At 41.6% G+C, this 21,867-nt stretch carries 14 protein-coding genes; 6 read left to right on the forward strand and 8 right to left on the reverse strand.

Features of this window, described 5'->3' with window-relative positions:
* The first annotated feature begins 191 nt into the window (after positions 1-191).
* Positions 192-3,908, forward strand: coding sequence for a methionine synthase (gene metH / locus AB4128_RS10555; RefSeq protein ID WP_372037605.1), 3,717 nt, complete (start codon positions 192-194; stop codon positions 3,906-3,908).
* A 1,363-nt stretch (positions 3,909-5,271) separates the two neighbouring features.
* On the forward strand, positions 5,272-7,098 hold the full coding sequence (locus tag AB4128_RS10560; RefSeq protein WP_372037606.1) for an ATP-dependent endonuclease: 1,827 nt from the start codon (positions 5,272-5,274) through the stop codon (positions 7,096-7,098).
* On the opposite strand, the gene AB4128_RS10565 is transcribed toward AB4128_RS10560, so the two are convergent.
* From AB4128_RS10565 to AB4128_RS10585, 5 genes are all read right to left on the reverse strand, one after another.
* Positions 7,095-8,291 (reverse strand): DNA cytosine methyltransferase, encoded by a 1,197-nt coding sequence (locus AB4128_RS10565; RefSeq protein WP_372037607.1) that lies wholly within the window; start codon positions 8,289-8,291, stop codon positions 7,095-7,097. The two genes, AB4128_RS10560 and AB4128_RS10565, sit on opposite strands and share 4 nt — an antisense overlap.
* A 684-nt stretch (positions 8,292-8,975) precedes the next feature.
* Positions 8,976-9,602 carry a glutathione S-transferase family protein gene (locus AB4128_RS10570; protein ID WP_372037608.1) on the reverse strand — a complete coding sequence of 209 codons (627 nt, stop codon included), beginning with the start codon at positions 9,600-9,602 and terminating at the stop codon, positions 8,976-8,978.
* Between the two features lie 231 nt (positions 9,603-9,833).
* Positions 9,834-12,971 carry an efflux RND transporter permease subunit gene (locus tag AB4128_RS10575; RefSeq protein ID WP_372037609.1) on the reverse strand — a complete coding sequence of 1,046 codons (3,138 nt, stop codon included), beginning with the start codon at positions 12,969-12,971 and terminating at the stop codon, positions 9,834-9,836.
* On the reverse strand, positions 12,968-14,224 hold the full coding sequence (locus AB4128_RS10580) for an efflux RND transporter periplasmic adaptor subunit (RefSeq protein ID WP_372037610.1): 1,257 nt from the start codon (positions 14,222-14,224) through the stop codon (positions 12,968-12,970). The genes AB4128_RS10575 and AB4128_RS10580 overlap by 4 nt, the downstream gene beginning before the upstream one ends.
* 1 nt (position 14,225) lies before the next feature.
* The gene (locus tag AB4128_RS10585; RefSeq protein ID WP_372037611.1) at positions 14,226-15,608 is read right to left on the reverse strand and encodes a TolC family protein; all 1,383 of its coding nucleotides are present in this window, start codon (positions 15,606-15,608) and stop codon (positions 14,226-14,228) included.
* Between the two features lie 285 nt (positions 15,609-15,893).
* Between AB4128_RS10585 and AB4128_RS10590 the strand changes: the two genes are divergently transcribed.
* The gene (locus tag AB4128_RS10590; protein WP_055026407.1) at positions 15,894-16,238 is read left to right on the forward strand and encodes a TM2 domain-containing protein; all 345 of its coding nucleotides are present in this window, start codon (positions 15,894-15,896) and stop codon (positions 16,236-16,238) included.
* A 292-nt stretch (positions 16,239-16,530) separates the two neighbouring features.
* Complete coding sequence (locus tag AB4128_RS10595) at positions 16,531-16,827, forward strand: hypothetical protein (protein WP_372037612.1); 297 nt, start codon at positions 16,531-16,533, stop codon at positions 16,825-16,827.
* Positions 16,828-16,973: 146 nt separating this feature from the next.
* Here AB4128_RS10595 and AB4128_RS10600 read toward each other — a convergent pair whose 3' ends face one another.
* Entirely contained in the window at positions 16,974-17,192 is a 219-nt protein-coding gene (locus AB4128_RS10600; protein WP_055026409.1) for a hypothetical protein, read from the reverse strand.
* A 97-nt stretch (positions 17,193-17,289) separates the two neighbouring features.
* The gene (locus AB4128_RS10605) at positions 17,290-18,060 is read right to left on the reverse strand and encodes a hypothetical protein (RefSeq protein WP_080916481.1); all 771 of its coding nucleotides are present in this window, start codon (positions 18,058-18,060) and stop codon (positions 17,290-17,292) included.
* A gap of 367 nt (positions 18,061-18,427) precedes the next feature.
* On the opposite strand from AB4128_RS10605, the gene AB4128_RS10610 reads away from it, so the two are divergent.
* Together AB4128_RS10610 and AB4128_RS10615 are read left to right on the forward strand one after the other, a co-directional pair.
* Positions 18,428-19,339 carry a 2OG-Fe(II) oxygenase gene (locus AB4128_RS10610; RefSeq protein WP_372037614.1) on the forward strand — a complete coding sequence of 304 codons (912 nt, stop codon included), beginning with the start codon at positions 18,428-18,430 and terminating at the stop codon, positions 19,337-19,339.
* Positions 19,340-19,787: 448 nt separating this feature from the next.
* A complete protein-coding gene (locus AB4128_RS10615; protein WP_055026412.1) occupies positions 19,788-20,669 on the forward strand; it encodes a PD40 domain-containing protein in 882 nt (293 codons plus the stop codon).
* A 130-nt stretch (positions 20,670-20,799) separates the two neighbouring features.
* Here AB4128_RS10615 and AB4128_RS10620 read toward each other — a convergent pair whose 3' ends face one another.
* Positions 20,800-21,645: a delta-class carbonic anhydrase gene (locus tag AB4128_RS10620; RefSeq protein WP_372037615.1), complete on the reverse strand. Its 846-nt coding sequence runs from the start codon at positions 21,643-21,645 to the stop codon at positions 20,800-20,802.
* Positions 21,646-21,867: the final 222 nt, after the last annotated feature.

A 21,867-nucleotide genomic window follows, 5' to 3' on the forward strand; every position in this document is an offset into this window, starting at 1 on the left:
GTATTATGGACGTCTATACGTTTAAATGTCCAAACAAATATTAATGCTGAATACTTTTACGAAGCGAGTTTGACTTAGGCCGCCTTTTATATAGTGCAAAACAAGGTATGCTAATTTCTCAAGTTTCGAATATTCACATAATAAGAAATAGCTAATAGCAACTGCTAGCATAGCAATAAAGGTACTCAAATATGGCGAAGTCGACTTCCTACAGTCAGGTTCTTGAACAACTTACCAATACGCTAAAAGAGCGTATCGTGATCCTCGATGGTGCCATGGGGACAATGATCCAAGACTATAAATTGGAAGAAGAAGATTACCGTGGCGAGCGCTTCAAAGACTGGCATTGCGATGTGAAAGGCAATAATGACATGTTGGTACTAAGCCAGCGCCAAATCATTAAAGACATTCACACTAAATACATGTTAGCGGGCGCTGACATTATTGAAACCAATACCTTTAACGCCACGACCATTGCGATGGCTGATTACGACATGCAAAGCTTGTCGGCTGAAATCAACCTCGAAGGCGCTAGAGTTGCCCGCGACGCCGCTGACGAAGTAGAAGCACAAACAGGCATTAAACGTTATGTTGCAGGTGTTCTAGGGCCAACCAACCGTACTTGTTCGATTAGCCCAGATGTGAATGATCCCAGTTTTCGTAATGTCAGTTTCGATGAGCTTGTTGATGCCTATGTCGAATCCACCACTGCATTAATTGGAGGTGGCGCAGATATCATTATGGTAGAAACCATCTTTGATACTCTCAATGCCAAAGCCGCCCTATTTGCCATTGAAACCGTGTTTGATACTTTAGGCGATCGCCTGCCAGTAATGATATCAGGCACGATTACCGATGCATCAGGCCGGACATTAACCGGACAAACCACTGAAGGTTTTTATAACTCACTGCGCCACATCAAACCGATTTCTATTGGCCTTAACTGTGCATTAGGCCCTAAAGAGTTACGTCCATATGTAGAAGAATTATCTCGCATTGCAGAATGTCATGTCTCAGCGCATCCCAATGCCGGCCTGCCCAATGAATTTGGCGGTTACGATGAAACGCCAGAAGAGATGGCCGAGGTTATTATCGACTGGGCAGCAGAAGGCATGCTGAATATTGTTGGCGGTTGTTGTGGTAGCACACCGGCACATATCAGCGCGATTCGTGATGCCGTTATCACCCACGCACCTCGCACTATCCCTGACATCCCTGTTGCGTGTCGTTTATCTGGGCTTGAACCGTTAACCATCGATGGTGACTCATTATTTGTTAACGTTGGCGAGCGCGCGAACGTCACAGGCTCTGCTAAATTCTTACGTTTAATTAAAGAAGAAAAGTTTGAAGAAGCCTTAGATGTGGTACGCGAGCAAGTTGAAAACGGCGCGCAAATCATCGACGTCAACATGGATGAAGGCATGCTTGATGGCGCAGAGTCGATGAAAAAGTTCTTAAACTTAATCGCCTCAGAGCCAGACATTTCTCGTGTGCCTATTATGATTGACTCATCTAAATGGGATGTCATTGAAGCAGGCCTTAAATGCGTACAAGGCAAATCCATTGTTAACTCAATTTCAATGAAAGAAGGCGAAGCAGCCTTTATCAAACAAGCCACATTAGTCAAACGCTATGGCGCTGCTGCCATTGTCATGGCCTTTGATGAAGACGGCCAGGCCGATACCCGAGCCCGTAAAACTGAAATTTGTACGCGTGCTTATCGTGTATTAGTTGATGTGGTTGGCTTTCCACCTGAAGACATTATTTTTGACCCTAATATATTTGCGATTGCCACCGGAATTGAAGAGCACGACAATTACGCTGTCGACTTTATTGAGTCGATTAAAGACATCAAAGCCACATTACCCTATGCGATGATCTCTGGCGGTGTATCGAATGTGTCGTTCTCGTTCCGTGGCAACAACCCAGTGCGTGAAGCCATTCATGCGGTGTTTTTATACCATGCGATTCAAGCAGGTATGGACATGGGGATTGTTAACGCGGGTCAATTAGCCATTTATGATGATATCGACCCTGAACTTAAAGAAAAAGTTGAAAACGTGGTGCAAAATTTACCTTGCCCCGTTGCTGATTCAACCAATACAGAACAACTGCTTGATGTCGCTGAAAAGTTTCGTGGTGACGGTAAACAAGTCGCGAAAAAAGAAGATTTAGCATGGCGAGCTTGGCCTGTTGAAGAGCGCTTATCCCACGCCTTAGTTAAAGGGATTACTGAATTTATTGACCAGGACACTGAAGAAGCACGCCTACAAGCAGTCCGTCCACTGGATGTGATTGAAGGGCCATTAATGAATGGCATGAATGTCGTCGGTGACTTATTTGGCGCGGGTAAAATGTTCTTGCCGCAAGTGGTGAAATCCGCCCGAGTGATGAAAAAAGCCGTGGCCTATTTAAACCCATTTATTGAAGCCGAAAAAGTGGAAGGTCAATCCAACGGTAAAATCCTCATGGTGACCGTTAAAGGCGATGTGCACGATATCGGTAAAAATATCGTTGGTGTGGTATTAGCTTGTAATGGTTATGAGGTGATTGATTTAGGCGTAATGGTACCTGTTGAGAAAATCATCGAAGTCGCCATTGCTGAAAACGTTGATATTATTGGCATGTCGGGACTGATTACCCCAAGCCTTGATGAAATGGTGCATAACGTTAAAGCCTTCCATAAAGCAGGTTTAACCATTCCATCCATCATTGGCGGCGCTACTTGCTCAAAAATTCATACCGCCGTTAAAATTGCCCCACACTCACCCACTGGGGCCATTTACATTGCCGATGCGTCTCGCGCCGTGCCAATGGTGTCAAAACTCATCAGTAATGACACACGCCAAGCCACCATTGATGAAGCGTATAACGAATACGAGATGATGCGAGAAAAACGTTTATCACAGACTAAGCGTAAAACCATTGTGTCAATTGACGCTGCCCGTGAAAACCGCTGCCAGCATGATTGGGGCAAGTACACACCATTCACACCTAATGTATTAGGTCGTCAAGTATTTGATGACTACCCATTAGAAGACTTAGTTGATCGTATCGACTGGACCCCGTTTTTCCGAAGCTGGGAGCTACACGGCCGCTTCCCAGACATTCTTGATGATAAAGTCGTTGGTGAAGAAGCCCGTAAACTCTATAAAGATGGCAAAGCTATGCTTGAAACCATCATCAGTGAAAAGTGGCTCACGGCCAAAGCCGTCATCGGCTTATTCCCAGCAAACACCGTCAACCATGACGACATTGAGCTTTACACTGACGAGACTCGCACCGAAGTTGAAATGACCACTCATCACTTACGCATGCAGCTTGAACGTGTGGGCAATGACAACTTCTGTTTGTCCGACTTTGTTGCGCCAAAAGCCTCAGGTGTGGCCGATTACATGGGCGGCTTTGCGGTAACCGCAGGTCACGGTATCGACGAACATGTGGCACGCTTTGAAGCAAACCATGATGACTACAACGCGATTATGCTCAAATGTTTAGCTGACCGTTTAGCCGAAGCCTTTGCCGAGCGTATGCATGAACGTGTACGTAAAGAATTTTGGGGTTACGCAGCAGATGAAGTGTTAGATAACGAAGCCCTCATCCGTGAAAAATACAAAGGCATTCGCCCAGCTCCAGGTTACCCAGCTTGCCCAGATCATACAGAAAAAGGCTTGCTGTGGGATTTACTCAAACCTGATGAAACCATCGGTTTGAACATCACAGAAAGCTACGCCATGTTCCCAACCGCAGCGGTATCAGGCTGGTACTTTGCCCACCCTAAATCACGCTATTTTGGTGTAACGAATGTAGGTAAAGATCAGGTTGAAGATTATGCTGCTCGTAAAGGCATGAGTATTGAAGAAACCGAACGCTGGTTAGCACCGGTTTTGGATTATGATCCAGAATAGAGAGTGATCCTGAATAAGAGTGATCCAGAATAGATAGTGATGTTGAGTAATCACTTGGTTACTCTTTATTAGGATTCTAAACTTCGTTTGGATGATGGCGCTGCCATTACAGCCTAACGGCTGATTAACGTCGTGGCGCTTCGCCCACACCCGACGAAAGGGAAACAACAGCATTTCCCTTTTCGATATCCCTTGCCGCCCCAACCAAGTTATTCTTTCAAAGCGAATAAGCCTCATACTTCAATAAAAAGACCTAACGGCTCAGATGGGACATCCATGTCCCCCTGAGCCTTAGCCATCATCCATGATGGCTACACGGTATTTTCATCTCCGTATTTCAGCAACTTGGAATGGGGTATTGTTGGAGACTGCGGCGGTGTTAGGTCGTTCAGGATTATCGTTTTATTTTCATTTAGTTTTTAGGATTCTAAACTTCGTTTGAATATGCCGCTGCCATTTCAGCCTAATGGCTGATTAACGTCGTGGCGCTTCGCCCACACCCGAAGCGCTTGTCCCCCTTAACAAACCCACAGCGCCCCAACCAAGTTATTCTTGCAAAGCGAATAAGCTTCATACTCCAATAAAAATACCTAACGGCTCAGACGGGACATCCATGCCCCCCTGAGCCTTAGCCATCATCCATGATGGCTACACGGTATTTTCATCTGCGTATTTCAGCAACTTGGAATGGGGAGGTTAGCTGTAGGCTGCGGCGGTGTTTGGTCATTTTTGAATGTGCCTCTGCCATTTCAGCCTAATGGCTGATTAACGTCGTGGCGCTTCGCCCACACCAGAGTCAAGGGGGAAAGCGCTTGCCCCCTTAACAAACCCGCAGCGCCCCAACCAAGTTATTCTTTCAAAGCGAATAAGCTTCATACTCCAATAATAATACCTAACGCCTCAGACGGGACATCCATGTCCCCCTGAGCCTTAGCCATCATCCATGATGGCTATACGGTATTTTCATCTCCGTATTTCAGCAACTTGGAATGGGGAATTGTTGGAGACTGCGGCGGTCTTTGGATTAGTTTACTCTGACCCAAAAACTAGATTGGAGAGAACAAACTCTGTCGGCGGATTTTGTTCATAAGCGGGGTGATAAGCGATAGGCATTTTGATAAAACTTGTTTTGCATTCATGGCATTGACTCGTGGTAATTTTTGTTTGGCGATAAATTTGATCACCAAATGGCATGAATGTTCCTCAACTTTCTATCTATCTCATTATTTATTAAGTTCTTTTTGTGGGGATTCGTCCGACTCTGAGTAGTTAATAAAAATTATGAGTATAAAAGATTAATCTTGTCGTCATTAAGAATATAGGTACAATCATTAACTTATGATTTTATTATTAAAAGTACCTAATGGACTATATTACAACGTTAGAACGCCGCGGGTTAAAGGTTTTTGATAACTATATTGAACAAATAAGATTTCCATTCTTTAAAAAAATATCTCGTAATCAAGCGATCACTTTCGACTTTCCTTTTACTGCACTTGTAGGTCCAAACGGTTCAGGAAAGTCCTCCGTTCTTCAGGCTCTTTTTGGCGCTACGAGTGGCAATAGTGTCAGTGACTTTTGGTTTTCTACTAACATTGACCCTATAGTCGAAAGCGGCAGTGATATAAATAGGTTTATTTATAAATTTAAACCTAAAGGTTATAAAAAGTCTGTTGAGATACTCAACAAAAGAACCCAGCGAAGTAAAACTGCCAATCAAAATGCTGATCCTGATTATTGGGAGTCTGCTAGGCCTGCGGCAAAAGATGGTATGGAAAAGATGCCACCATTTCTTCCTAAAGATAAAAACTTTCGAAGCGAAACTAGATGGAAAGCCGTTGAAAAAGATGTTACATACATTGATTTTAGATCTGAGATATCAGCATTTGATAAAAGCTTTTATTTTGGCGACTTTGAAGCTCGCCCGACAATTAGAAATAAGAAAGACTTTTTACGGCATCGCTCCAATGCATTAAATAGCTGTATTACTAGTGGTGTTGTTCCAAGTTCCTGGCATAGTAAAACACTAAAGAAGCTAAGAGAATTATCGCCGCAGGAACTAGAATGGACTAATAAAATCCTCGGGAAGGATTACTTATCAGCAAAGATATTACTCCATGATTTTTTTAATCAGTCTGGTTTTTCAATAATTTTTAGTAAGAAAGATCAAAGTTACTCTGAAGCTGTTGCTGGTAGCGGGGAAGTAGCAGTAGTTACTTCTGTTATAAAAATATTAAGAACAAAGGCACACTCCTTAATACTACTAGATGAGCCGGAAGTATCATTGCATCCTGGTGCGCAATTGAAATTAAGAGAGCTATTATTATACAAAGCAACAGTTGATTTTTGCCAGATTGTCATCTCAACACATTCTGAGACTTTTCTACAAAAACTGCCAAATAAAGCTATTAAGTTATTTTACTTAGACGAAGCAAATGGAACTTACTCCGTAGCATCTGAGGCATCCCCAGACCAAGCATTTTTCAGATTAGGTGGAAAAAACGATAACAAAAGCAAAGTTATTTATGTTGAGGATGACTTAGCCAAGCTTATGATTGAGAAGGCAATATCTGAGATCGATAAAGAATACTTAAATGAACTGCAAATACTTCCTCACCCCGGTGGAGCTCACGCAATAACAAAAAACTTAACAGTTAATTTTGCTTTATCAAATCCTGAACCATCCTCTTGCATCGTTATATTAGATGGTGATATGAGACGTGATATTGTTCCTCGTCACTCTGTTGATATACCAGTGAGTGAGTATGGAAAATTAAATAGTATAATTGAAGAGCAAATAGGTATTAGTGGCCAGAAATTTCCACTCCCTCCTTTGGGCGGGAAAGCAAGTAAAGAAATTCAAGAGCAACAAAGAAATAGCCTACTATTAAAAGTACTAGACTCTTTTCATAAACATTTCAATTATTTAAATACCGACACACCAGAAGAACTAATATGGGAAGTGGCTAATAATACGACAACAATGAAGGCGTTGTGCCAAGGCATTAACGCAATAAAATATAAAGATAAATTTAAAGATCTAGCCGATAAGGTATTTTCAAAAACAGATGCAAGTAGCATATTGCTTGTTCAAGAGATGATGCTGAATAATAGGGACCTTAATCACGACCTTTGGATAGAGTTTAAAGACTTACTTAAAGGTATTTTACAGATCAGTGATATTGATTAAGCAACATCACTAACAGACAAGTTCTTTATGAGTATTGAATGTTTAATCGTTTCAATTAATGCAGTACCTAATCCAATAGGTACTGCATTACCAACTTGCCTAGCTTGCTCCGTAGTTGTACCTTTAAAAATATAATCATCAGGAAAGCTTTGAAGTCTTGCAGCATGTCTAAGTGTTATTCCGTGATTCAGCCAAGGGTGAACAAATCGGCCTTTCGACGGATTGTTGCAACCCGTAGTTATTGTATTTGACGGTGTATTAAAAAATATTCGACCATAAACATCTTTATGCCCTTTATAACCTTCACTATGGCACTTTAAACGAAAAGCAATATCTTCACGACTACCATTAAGCGGAGTCTCAATAAAACGCTGAGTTAATGCATCTGTGTGGTTCATATGAAAATTGCATGGATCGCTTTCTAGTAACGGACTACCAAATTCTAATTCATCCACTAATGACTTAGCACTTACCAAATCTAAATTTGTAGTTTCTTGAATGCGCTTTACTAGTTCTTGTAATACTTTAACTGGTGGTTTTTCAAATACTGAAGATGCAGTTTTCCAAGGCATTTTATCAGAAGACGGTGCAAAGTGAGTTGCTTGAGGTGGCCAGGAGAGATCACTCAAATGCAAGTCTTCTCTGACTGCTAATATAAATGCTCTTTTACGGTTTTGAGGTACACCAAAGTCCCTTGAATTTATAATCAAAGGAGCATCACCTATCACTTTATAGTTATAGGAATTCGCTAGCCCTAAGAACTTATTCAAGAATAACTCATGCTTTTTCCAGAGCAAACCAGGAACATTTTCTACAAGAAAAACTTTAGGGCGCAATGCACTAACAAAATCAAAATATCTAATAAGTAACTGGTTTCTAGGGTCTTCAATGCCAGCATTGTTAATTCGATGTGCTGAATAGCCTTGACAAGGTGGTCCACCTAACAACAAATCGAGTTCACCTTGCTTAATACCTTGAAACTTCATTAAGTTTTGAATATCAACTTTGTTAATATCTTGCTGAAATACTTGTGTTTGCGCGCCTAAGCGTTCAACCAGATTGTAGTGATAGGTTTCTGAGGCTTGTTTATCAAACTCAACAGCAGCCAAAATATCAAAATCTTGCTGATGGGCAGCCAAAGAAAAGCCTCCGGCACCTGCAAATAAATCAATAGCTGTTAGTTGGTTTGACATAGTTTCGCAATAGAAATGATATTTAGGCAGAATTATACTGATCACAGTATTAATATAACAGTTAATTAATCGTCTTTTATGAGACGTTAGTGATTACTGATGAGTAAATGGGTCAGAGTCTGAGGGCTACCTACGAATTCAATAAGTGGGATCAGAGTCTGACGAATCCCCGTTGGAAGTGTCCGAATGCGTTAATTGAATTGACGTGATGGAGGCAGGACGCCGACATAGCCTCAGAGAGAGCCATGGATGGCGAATCTGAGGCGGTAGTCAATGCACTTAAATAAGCATGAGGAACAATACTTCGTCGGGGCTGCGGGGTGTTCCAAGAGGGTGTTGCAGTTCACACCCTTTTGGTCTGGTGTGGGCGAAGCGCCACGACTTACCTTAGTCGCAAGGCCATATTTAAACAAAACCAATGCCACATCGGGTGCGTTAGCTATTTTCAAAGTACATAGAGGATAACTAGTACATCAGGGTAATGCGGGGGTGTTAAGGGGATTCGCACTATTCCCCTTAACCCCAGAATGATTGAAGCGTCACGGCTTTCTATAACAAGAAGCATCACGGCTTTCTATAACAAGAAGCATCACGGCTTCTATTACAACAAGTGCGTGTCAGACAAGAAATGAGTGAACATAATTCCTCATAGCACTCGCAAATGTCGTTTGAAATGAAATAGCCTTACAGGCTTTGCTCTATAGCTAAGCGGCGCTGAAAGCTTGGCTTTGACTCTACTCTTTTTTGATGTGCTAAAAGCGCAGGAAAATCATCCAAAGAAAAACCGCCTCTTAACGCTCTTGTGTAGCACCAATGCAGATATACATCGACAATTGACCATTGTTCTCCGTACCACCAATTTGACGCTTTCAACCTTTTTTCAGCCTTCTCAAAATGACTGGTTAACATATTACGGCCACTGGCTACGACATCACAGACATCTTTACTAACGGTGTAATATGCGGGCATACAGACATGACGCACAGATGGGTGAACGGTACTGGAAAACCACATTAAATCTGAAGCATATACACACTTTTGATATTCATCTTCAGTTTCTGGCAGTAATTTAGAGCCTGGAACCAAACTATTTAAATACAGTAAAATAGCTGGATTTTCAGTTAATAACTTACCTTCGGTTACCAGCGCAGGCACCTTGCCGAAAGGGTTAATTTGTAAATACTCTGGCGACTTTTGTTCGCCAGAAGCAAGATTAATTCGCTTAAAATCACACTCTAGCCCCAATTCTTGGATCGCATTAATTGTGACACCAGAGCAAGCTCCTGGAGCATAAAATAACGTTAAAGCCATTGATATTACCTTTAATAAAATAAGCCGTGATGCTCATGGTTTAGATAAAGAACAACTGAATTAACCTAAGACACGGTTTTCAGTACATACATTACACAATTGATAAAAAAAAACTAAATGGCAAAGCCCATGCTTGTTAGCACCTAGGCATGGCCTTTCGCGATTGATAATCACATAAACAAAAAGGGTTAAAGCAATTGGCTTTAACCCTTCCCTGTATTCATTGCTTTACTAACTTTTCGCCATTCCAAAGGTGTCACCTAAGGACCTATCAAAGTGACTAATATCGACTTTGTTACCTTTTATACGTTCAACTACAAGGTAGTTTACTGGCACTAATATCAAGGTGATAAAGGTGGCGAATATAATCCCGAAACCTAATGAAATAGCCATTGGGATTAAGAACTGAGCCTGAGTCGATTTCTCTAGTAGCAAAGGCATTAACCCAATAAACGTGGTTAAACTGGTCAACATAACCGGTCTGAAACGTTTAGCTCCAGCGGTTAATACCGCCTCTGCGATTTCCATCCCTTGGGCACGTTTCTTATTAATAAAGTCCACCAGTACCAATGAGTCATTCACCACGACCCCAACCAGCGCCAACATACCTAATATGCTGAAAATCGTCAGTGGTGAACCCATAAACCAATGGCCTAACACCGCGCCAATCAAGCCAAATGGAATGACGCTCATAACAATTAGCGGCTGAATGTATGACTTAAACGGTATCGCAAGTAAGCTATAAATCATAAACAGCACAAATACTAAGCCCCATTGGAGCGAGCCAAAGCTGTCACGCTGCTCACGCGCTTCGCCTTCAAGTGAATGCCTTACGCCAGGGTACTGCTGCACTAAACCATCAAGAAATACTTTGAGGTCGGCTTGTAGTACGGTCATGTTGGTATTGTCTTTATCAACATCAGCAGTCACATTGAGCACGCGATAGCGATCGATACGTCTTATGCTAGAAGGACTTTTACCCGAGGTCATTTTAGCCACGTGGCCAAGAGGAACCTGCGTACCTTGGCTTGTGGTAATCAATACTTTTTTCAAATCGTCTAGTGATTGGCGTTCATTTAATGGTAAACGTAGCATCACCCGAACATCATCACGACCACGCTGGATGCGCTGCACTTCAGAGCCAAAATAGAAATTTCTCACTTGGCTTGACACTTCTTGGCGAGTCAATCCGAGTGCTTTACCTTGCTCTGTTAGCTCAATTAACAGCTCTTCTTTACCATTAGATAAACTATCTGCGATATCAAATACTGTTGGGTAGGTTTTGAGGTGTTCTTTAACCTGATCTGCAATTTCGCTTAACGTCTCTAATGAGTTTGCGCTGAGCTGTACATCAATTGGATCTGAACTACGGCCAATTTCAGCACGATAGGTCATCGACTCTGCCCCAGGGATTTCACCCACACTCTTTCGCCACTCGGTTAACAGCTCTCGAGATGTGATATCAGACTCACGCTTTTCAGCAGGGGTCATTTCAAAACGAACACTACCGGCATTTGAAGTACCACCTCGGCCACCTGTTGTGGCTAAAATATTAATAATGACGCTTTCGCCGGTGTCTTCATCGCGATACTTTTCCTGCAATGCCTCAGCTTTGGCGGCAATAGCAATAATATGCGCATTGGTCACTTCAAATGGTGTGCCTGCAGGCATCGTCAGACTCAGTCGCACAGTTTCACTTGGTATACGTGGAAAGAAAGTAAACTTAGTCCAGCCCGTTGCTAACAATGCAGCTATGACTAACAATACACTTAAAAACAAACTCAAAGTTGCTGTCTTATGTTTTAGAGCAACACGCAAGAAGGGTTGATAAAATTGAATAATCGCACGCTCAAACCCATCGGCAAACTTCTGCTGAAAAATCTCAAATCGATTGTATTTTTCTTTCTCACTTCGCAACTTAATGTGTTTTAAATGAGCTGGTAATACAAACTTAGACTCAATTAATGAGAACAGTAATACGGGGATCACCACGATGGCAATCTGCCCAAATATCGCCCCACGTGTGCCTTCAATAAACAACATAGGTAAAAAGGCGGTGACAGTGGTTAAAATCCCGAAGGTAACAGGCGCTGCAACTTCTTGAGTACCTAAAATTGCGGCCTGCTCGCCACTTGGTGCTGTCTTTAAGTGGGTATATATATTTTCACCAGTCACAATGGCGTCATCCACCACAATCCCCAGCACTAAAATAAACCCAAACAAGCTCATGACATTTAGAGATACGCCAAAAAATGGCATAAAAATGAAGGCCCCCATAAATGACACAGGGATACCAATAAACACCCAAATGGCAATTGATGGGCGTAAGAACAAGGTCAGTAATAACAGCACCAATATACCGCCTTGCAACGCACTACCAGTTAAGGTTGCAATACGGTTTTTAACGATTTCAGAATCATCATCCCAGTAACTTAAGCCATAGCCTTCTGGCAATGTCGCTTGTCGTGAGTCAATGTACCCTTTGACTTTATCAGCCACATCAATAGCGCTTTGCTGGCCAATACGGTAAACATCAATAAATGCTGCTTGCTGGCCATTAAATCTTGTTCTTACTGGGGTTTCTTCAAAGCCATCATCCACATCAGCGACATCGCCTAAGCGGATAATCGTGCCATCGGCAGCTGATTTAATCGCAATATTGGCAAACTCATCTTTATAATAAGCTTGGCCTTTTGAGCGAAGTAAAATGTCACCGCCTTGGGTTTTTAGGTTACCAGCAGAGATATCGGTACTGGAGGCATTAATGGCTTTTGATACTTCGCTCAACGTTAGGTTGTATTGACGTAACTTGTTTTGCGATAAGGCTAATGACACTTCATAGTTACGTACTCCGCTTAAATCTAGTTGGGTAACACCTTCAAGACGTAATAACTCATCACGCACGACTTCGGCAAATTCAAGGGTTTCTTTTTCACTGTACTTACCCGTTACCGTGACAGCAATCACTTCACGCTTACGTTGGGCCAACGCAATAACCGGCTTTTCTGCATCGGCAGGAAAAGTATTAATCGCATCGACTCGGCTTTTAATATCTGCCAACATCTCACGAGGATCATAACCACTTTCCACTTCAATGGTCACTTGCGAAGATGATTCTGATGAGCTTGAAGTAATTTTCTCGATACCTTCGAGATCTTGTACAGCTTCTTCAACTCGAATAGTAACACCCTTCTCAACATCTTCAGGCGTTGCACCACGCAGCGAGATGCTGACCGAAACGCGTTCAGATTCAACCGTTGGGAATACTTCAAGAGGAATGCGAGTCGATAGTGAACCTAACCCCAATACCAGCAGCATCAGCATTAATAGGTTGGCTGCGACATGATTTTTAGCAAACCAAGCAATCATGGTTGTGCCCCCTCTTTCGCTGCTGGTTTGTTGTGTTTGCCGTCAGGTTTAGGGCGGCGCTTTCCATCAAGGTTAGCTTTAGGTCCACCTTGAGGGCGGCTTGTTGTTGGCTCAGAGCCCATTATCGTAACAGGAGTACCAGAGCTGACTTGACCAAGTGAAGTGGTGACTAATTCGTCGCCATTATTAAGCCCCGCTCTCACAACTGAGTCTTGACTATTTTGCCATCTGATTGAGACGTCTTTACGTAATAACACGCCATCATTGACTACATAAACATAAGAGCCCTGATAAATCGATTTCGTAGGAATAACTAACACCTGACTTAGCTTTTTACCTGCAATGTTTGCTGTTAGGTATTGGCCAATTTTCAATGGCATTTTTTGATTACTTTGATAATCAAATGGGTCATCGATTTGCGCTACAACATAAAGCTGCTGTGAGTTACTATCAATCGCACCTTCAGTACGGATCAGCTGTCCTTCCCATTTTTGTAGTCCAATTAAATCAGACTCAAAAGAAACTTTAGCCACCACTGACTTACCTTGCTCAGGCAATTCGACTAAGGCCAAATCGCTGTTATTGATCGGTAGGCGAATTTCTACATAATCGGTTGCATAAATTGTCGCAAGTTGTGCATTGGTTGAAACAACACGGCCGACATCGACATGCTTTTCTAAAATACGGCCAGAAAACGGTGCGACAACTTGGGTACGCTCAAGCGCAAGGTTGGCTTTTTCAAGTGATGCTTGGTTTGACAACATTGCCGCTCTTGCTGCGGCAAGTTGTGGCTCACGCAACACCAATGCGGTTGGCTCACGGCCATTACTGAGACGTTGCCAATCGACTAAAGCTTGATTGGTTCGGGCTTGCTCTTCCAACAATTGCTGCCTTGCAAGTAATAACCCTGCTTCGGCAATTTTCACTTCTGCTTGGTAATCTCGATCATCAAGTTGCACCAGCACTTCATCTTTTTCAAAAAAACCACCCTCACGGAAATTAGGGCTAATGGTCAGGATTTGCCCTGATGCTTGAGTAACCAAAGAGCTTTGGGTTCTAGGTTTAACCACACCAAAACTGCTCACCTGAATTTGATAATCTTGTGGTGTTAACGTTAATGTTTCAACCGACATCGGTGCTATTGCCATCGGCTTGCCACGTTTGGTTGAAGGCGGGTTAAATGTAATCGTCGCAATAGCAATCACAGCTACAGCAATTATGCCAACAGGGATAAGGTATTTCTTGTTCATCATATTATTCTTCTTCTGTAACACTCGCATCCAGATCGCCACCTAAAGCAAGGTGCAATCCAATACGGTTGGCAATGATTTGATTTTTTAAACTGATGACTGAGCTTTGCGCGACAAAAGCACGGTTCTGAGCGTCTAACACAGTCGTGTAGCTCACAAGTCCGCTTTGATATTGCTCAAAAGACAAAGTTTCAGCTTGTAGCGCGTTCTCCTGAGCCTTTAACGTTGAGCGATATTGTTGCTGTAAACTTGCATCTAAATCTAAGTTATTTTCAACCACTTCGAAGGCGTTAAATAAGGTACTTAGATACTGCTGCTCTTGTTGCTTCAATTTCAGTTTTTGTTGTTCAGTTTGCGACGCTAATCGACCCGCATTAAATATCGGCGCGGTAATGCCACCAAAGACTGACCACGAGCTGTAATCACCGCTCAGTAAGTTAGCAATGTCGCTGCTGGACGTGCCAATATCAGCACCTAAGCGAAGGGCTGGATAACGTTGTTTTTGGGTATATGCTACTAAGGCGTCTTGAGATAACAGCTGATACCACGCAGCTTGTAATTCTGGCTTGCGTTTAACTAACTCACTTGGCACACCAATCTTGATCCCTTGAGGCAGTAATGGCAGCTTTTCATCAATGAGCAATTTACCCGCAGGATATCCGCCCAGTAACCTTTCTAGGGTTCGGATATCTTGGTTATGCTGGCTTCGTTGGGATAACAGATTGGATTTTTCACTGTGATATTCATTTTGCGTCAGGTAGACATCAAGAGATTCGTTCAATCCCTGTAAATATCCTGACTCAATAATCTCAAAGTTTAACTTGGCATTTTCAGTTCGGCGTTCAAATAACTTCACTAACTCAGCTGAGGTTACCACCTTGTAGTATGCAATAACGACGTCAGCTACCAAGGCATCTCTTGCTTGTTGGTAATTGGCTTCCGCTGTAAGTAAATTGAGTTTAGAGGCTCTAGCATTGTCAGATAATTTGCCCCAAATATCCAACTCATAACTTAGGTCTAAGCTCAGGTTATTGAAACTGGTTGAGTCATCACTGTCACCACTACGACCACTATTAGCGGACAAATTAAGTTCCGGCCAAAAGCTGGAGTCACTGACATTGAGTTGCTGCTTTTTGACCTCCACTTCAAGTGCTAACTGAATCAATTCTTGGTTGGTATTTAGGCCAATACTGATAAATTCGAGTAATTGATCTGTTGCAATCGGCGTCACCCAGCTTTGATTATCTTTTAACGATTCAGCATCAGTGTGCCAAGACGCTGGAAGTTGCGGCGTCACCAAAGGTTCGTCCAGATATGAGGAAGAGCTGCAAGCAGATAAAATGACTATCGAAGTTGCCACAGCGACCTTGGTAAAACGTCTTTTCATTAATGGGAAGTCCATTTTCATTTATTATTTTGTCGAATTGTTACGTAATTGATTTTAAATAGTTCACTATTTAATTCAAATAGCCACGGGACAACTTTGCACAGTTTTACATTAGAGTTGTGATGTCTCTCGGTTAAAGCATCATCCTTATGCATCCATTGGCGATATTTGTATCATTTTATGTATTTTTAGCTTTTATTTTAATTCTGTGAAGTATGCACCTACTTTCAGCGAACACTTGTACCCATAATAAGCCAACAGCAATTTTGACTATTGGAGTTAGTGATGCAAGACGTAACCTGCCCTCAATGCAGTAACAATATTGACCTGAACATTATCACTTGTCCACATTGCCAAGCTGCTCAAGGATTAGATGCGCTTAGTGGAGTAGACCCTGATATTCGTATTAAAAATCAAAAACTCGCAATACTCTTTGGTTTTGTACTAGGTGGATTTGGCCTGCATAAGTTTTACTTGGGGCAGCACCTAAAAGGAAGTGTATATCTTTTATTCTGTTGGACATTGGTGCCAATGGTCGTTGGCTGGGTGGATGCTATACGTACCTTAAAAATGAGCCCGTTTAATTTCCAGCAACGATACAGTCGTAAACCAAATCACAGCTACATTTAACATCTAAGTCATTACACGACTGTCGGCGCTGGCTTAAATCACTCTAATAAACGTGGCTGCTCTGCCACGTTTATCTATTCTTCATAAAGACTAACCCTGTTCAATATTATCAAGTAAACGACTCAATCTGCTTATATTCGAACTCTCTTTTCGGCTAAGTTTAGCAAACCTATTGTTAACTTTTTATTTCAACAGACTAGACATCACCTGGTAACTCCCATAACCTAAATGTGATTTGGATCACATTTTATATATAAGTGATATCAGTCATGATAATGAAAAGGAGATGTCTATGAATAAGTTACCTTTAAAGGCACTTGTCACAGTGATGTGTGTGTTCAGTGGAAGCGTATTAGCTGAAAATAGCGTTATTGAATGTAATGACTGCACTGCCATGCAAAAAGTTAATGCTGTAGCAGGCTACGATAATGGTGTGGTATACGTCGCAGACTTTGTGAACTATAAACTGAATAAGTTTGTTATATCTGACGACAAGAAAATCAATCAGGCTCAGCTTACTGCCAGCGAAGTTCAACAAGTAAATCAGCAGTTTGATTACCGTAAAACCACACTTATTGCAGCAAAATAAAAAGCCGCAAACAAATAGAAGCAAAGTGGTTAATATTTCAATCGTTAGCAAGCGACAAACGACTTAATAACAAAATCACTTTTGTTGTTTTATAAAAAAGCAGCCTGACTACAGTTTGGCTGCTTTTGGTTTAAATGAAGGCTTGTTTACTTATTAAGATGCTTGACTATGGTGTCTTGTGCTTGTTGCTGAGTCGCGACTTTTGCAGTGGTTTCAATTTTAGCTGTCGCCTTATGGCCTGTCATATCTTCAGCAATATGCAACCAATCAGGATGCCAATAAAAAGAATTACCCGAAACCGTATTCCAGTTATGTACGCCTGCTTTCTCACCTTGGTAGATGAGATCGCTCATTGAGTATTTCATCACGTCTCCTTATCAAACGAATAAAGCCATATATTCACTTGTTAATTGTTCATATCTACAAGCAGAAAAGTTGCTTATATTACGTTCAATTAAAGCATTAGAAGTGATACTTCACCAATAAATTAGTCACGCTTTGATCGGTATTAAATCCTGAACTGCTTTTAATGCCGTATTTATTCTTCCAATAGTCATACTCAATACCCACGAATAACGCGCTATCTCGCATGCCGACTTGTTTACCTAAATCATATTTAAGCTGCGGGTTAAAATGGATGTTTTTTTCGTAACTGCCATCAGAATCAACCACCCAATCAATAAAGCCATCAAACACAATCGTCGACTCGCCAACTGGCCAACTCATCTTCCAAACTGGGGTAATTTGCCAAGTGTCACCATCGCGCCCATCGGGCAAACGTTTGTACATATTGAGTTGGAAAAAATCGAACCCTGGAATGGCTAAATCTATCCCCGCACCAATTAAAAATGACTCAACATCACCTTCACCAAACTCTATAGTTGTTGCCAGTAAGACATCTTTAATCATGCCAGCTTCTACGGGTTTATCTAGCATTTTACTGAAGCTAAAACGCGGACTAAACTCGCCGTAATAGGTGTTCTTACCGTTTAGGAAATCTTCTTCACCGTTATATTTAGTGAAGTCGACAAACATAAATAAGTCACCAACATTCCAACCACTTGCGTGCTCATAAGTAATAGTTTGCTGAATTTGTGGGTTAACTTTAAAGTTATCGCCATAAAGGTAAGACAGGCTATTATCTTGCCAATGCACTATATCATTTGAAGTCATATCATTTGCTGCAACAACAGGAGCCTGACAAAGCAGTATCAGGGCAAGCAAGCGTTTCATATTCAGTCCTTGTAGGTATCATTGTTATTAATTATCAACGTCGCTGTTTCTTCAGAAGATAAAAAACGATGTAGATATTATTATCCCCATAACAAAACAGTGGTAACTATTATGACAGTTTGTTTACAGATGATTAAGGAATAGATAACGCCTAGGGCACGTTTTATTGTTTTATTGAAGCAATTATCTCAATGAGTACCCCTAGCCCATGAACAATTCCTTCCCTTCTGGCTCGTTTAGTTCTAAATAAGACAGCTTTCAACTATATACAAATCCTTGATTCTGTTTCATTGCTGATGATATTTATCTCAAAAACCAACTGTACTAGATTTGGACTCATGAAAGATTCACCCAAGGAATGAATATTATGCGACCTAATCAATTACAGCGCGCTCGCGCCATAAGCCTACCTTCTCGAGAAGACATGCTTCAACGCTCGCCTTCTGTACAGCAGTTTTGGGATGACAATACCGAATTGTTCAGTGAGGCTTGGCATGAATGGGCAGCGAGCGAACAGACTAATCTGTTACCGCTCAATGATGCTTTGCTCGATAGCAAACTGCGCGAGGCTGTTACTCAAGCATGGCAAGATCCCAGCAAGGAAAAAGCCGTTCGTGAACTCCTGCATGAAGTAGCGCCAGGTGTGTTTAGCTTCCAGCTGTTTGCGCCTGAAAAACTTGCTATATTGCGCGATTTTTTAACTAAAGCGGCCGATGCTGAGATCCCATTACGACCTCCATATGGCATAGTGCTCAACCGCGGAGGAGCAATGTTAGATCCTCGCTCTGAAGGGTATCTCGCAGCGCCAGAATTTCAGCACTTTTATCGCAGTCTGTTAGATAACTACATGCGCCCTATTGCACGCTTGTTATTTCCAGAAGTCACTGGCTACGACACGCAAACATTTGGGTTTTCAATTCAGTATCAGCCCAATAAAGATACCTCGTTGCGTATGCATTCGGATGCATCTTCCGTCACACTGAATATCAACCTCAACTTGCGTGAGGAGCATTTTACTGGATCTGGCGTTAATTTTTACGATGCCAATACTGGTAAAATAGTTGAACAAGTATTCGAGTCTGGCATAGCGTTGATCCATCGAGGTCATGTACCTCATGCAGCGCAGCCTATCATCAGTGGTGAACGTACTAATATGGTATTGTGGTTATACGGTGACAATGGCCAAATTCCCATGCAAGGTATCAATAATACCCAACACGATGCAAAACAGCGTTGGACTACGCCAATAGCAAGCTTTGATCGTTATGCGCCCTTTTAATCACAGTAAGCAGATGCTTAGGTGATCCCCCAAGCTCATGAATATTAAAAGCGCTAGAAGTTCTGGCTACTAGCGCTTTTTGATCAATGCCAGTTAATCGACAACTCAGTAGAGTGATTTAGCCAATTCAATTAGAGCAAGTCGGTTAAATTGATTTCAAGTAGACTCAAGTCGACAACAAGGTTCAATGAAGCGCCCCCCTATAAAAACCAGCTATTTAGAACTGAAAAATCTAATCAAGTTTTGTGGCACAACCCCATATATGAATAGATGCTCTGACATCTACAATCGACAAAGCAACAATAAAAGTGAATCTTAATTCACAAAAGTGTAGATTAATAAATCAAAGCCTTGTATTCTCTTTGCCCAAAAGTAATCCGCTTACTCAAAAATAATAGCTAATTCAGCTACACATTTGCTTATATAAAATGAATAACAAAGGCGAGTCATGATAAAACCAATAATAATCACAACTTGTATAACCATAGTGTCCACCTCAGTATTTGCCAATCCAGCCTATCATAATGAAGCTGCAGCCAATAAAGCCGTGGAGTTCGCTCCAGGGGTGATTTCAACAACTGAGCACTTTGAAATTAATACCGTGTTTAATCAATCTGGCGATAATGTCATTTTTGCCCGTTGCAATGATGATTTTAGCCATTGCACTATGATGCAGTCTTCATTTGATTCAGGTAACTGGCAATCCCCTACACCACTAGCGATATCAGGCGAATACTTAGATGCCGATCCTTATTACAGTGCTGATTACTCACAGCTATACTTTGTGTCTAAAAGGCCATTAAAGGGTGAGAAAGAGGAAGCAAAAGAAGTCAATATATGGCGCTCAACGTGGAAAAATGATCAATGGCAGCAACCTGAGTATCTCGATATCAATTCAGATGCCGCCGATCTATATCCATCACTGACAGACAAAGGCGAGCTTTACTTTCCTTCATTTAGGGACAATGGCCGACATATGTTTGTTGCTCAGCCTAAGGGCAATGGATTTACGACACCAGAACCTTTACCAAGCCATATTTATGGCGTGAACGGTAATATTGGTGACTCAGCAGTCTCACGCGATGGAAAAACCATCGTATTCAGTATAAAAGATCGTCAAGACAGTTTAGGAAAAGGCGATCTTTATATCTCACACCTCGTGGGTAATGAGTGGACAGTCGCTAAAAGCTTAGGCGATAAAGTTAACACAGCAGATCATGAGTTTACGCCGATTATTTCTCCCGATGGTAACTACTTATTTTTTACTCGTATTGAGAACGGTAAAGGCAATTTATATCAAATTCGTTTATCTGCATTAATGGCTGATTAGCCACCACAAGTTTTGATTTTATCAAGCAATAATTAAGGCGCCATATGGCGCCTTAATTATTGCTAAAAATCAGTTCACACGCATTAACCATATGGCGTGAATACACTATATTTTATTTTTTATCAGAAACTTAGTTAATATTTGATAACAAAGCAGGATTAATAACCAAATTCCTCACGCCATGAGCATGGTCTTCTTTAAACTCATTCCCACGACACCATTGGCCCACAGAGTCGATATTGACCTTAGCCACCTTTGGCCTAACACGCCAAGAAACCTGCAATGGCGATCCTTTTTCGTTATAACCCGGCCCTGTTGTCGAACCACTATATTCAATTGGTTCGCCCATATTGTTGAGCATATTAATCGCTTGGTATTTGCCTTGTGCTTGTTCAACTTTCGTCAACTGATTAAAGTCTAAACCTTGACCGCCCCCAACAAGCACAAAGACTTGGGTTTCAACTCTCAACTGCGGGTTAGCAATGGCTTCATTCATGCAAGCAGCCAAACTTTCTCCTGGAGTGACCTGTGCAGTTGAATGAACATAATGTAGCTCGATAGTATCACCTGCGTTTAACCCACCATTTTTACTTGGACATACAGCCATACGTGTTTGCATCATTTCTTTGTCAGTTAAAACACCATTGTATTTATAACCTGACTGATACCCTTTGCCATCTCCATTACCCGCATAAGTCGTAAACTCGCCACCTGAATGCTCTGCATTTTTATGAAAATGAATATTACACAGATTCATCTGGCTATAACTTGGAGCTGCGCTAAAGTGAATGGGATTATTGCCTTTGACATTATTGAGATCTCTCGGCGATTGCGGACCAAAGCCCTGTCCTTGAGTTTGACTTGCAAGTTTTGCTCTTTGCTCGCTAATAACCTGATCTGATACTGCCGCTGTCACCCCACATGTATGTAGCAATAAACCACTCGCTGCGAGTGTGACAATTAACCTGTTGTTCATAGAATATCCTTTTCAATAATTAACCAAAATGTCGAAGTCAGTTCTGCATCTATTTGTAGACTTTGGCCTCTGCTGCACTCGTCTAACAACTAAGTTCAGCAATCACTAATTAAAGATAATAATAGTCACAAGTTCAAAAAACGGTCAACTTTGGCAACATATTGTTCGATCTATTTTGAACTTCACAACGTATAAAAATTAATCAATTAGGTAAAACCTTCA

The sequence above is a fragment of the Shewanella sp. 10N.286.52.A9 genome, assembly GCF_041468985.1.
Taxonomy (GTDB): domain Bacteria; phylum Pseudomonadota; class Gammaproteobacteria; order Enterobacterales; family Shewanellaceae; genus Shewanella; species Shewanella japonica.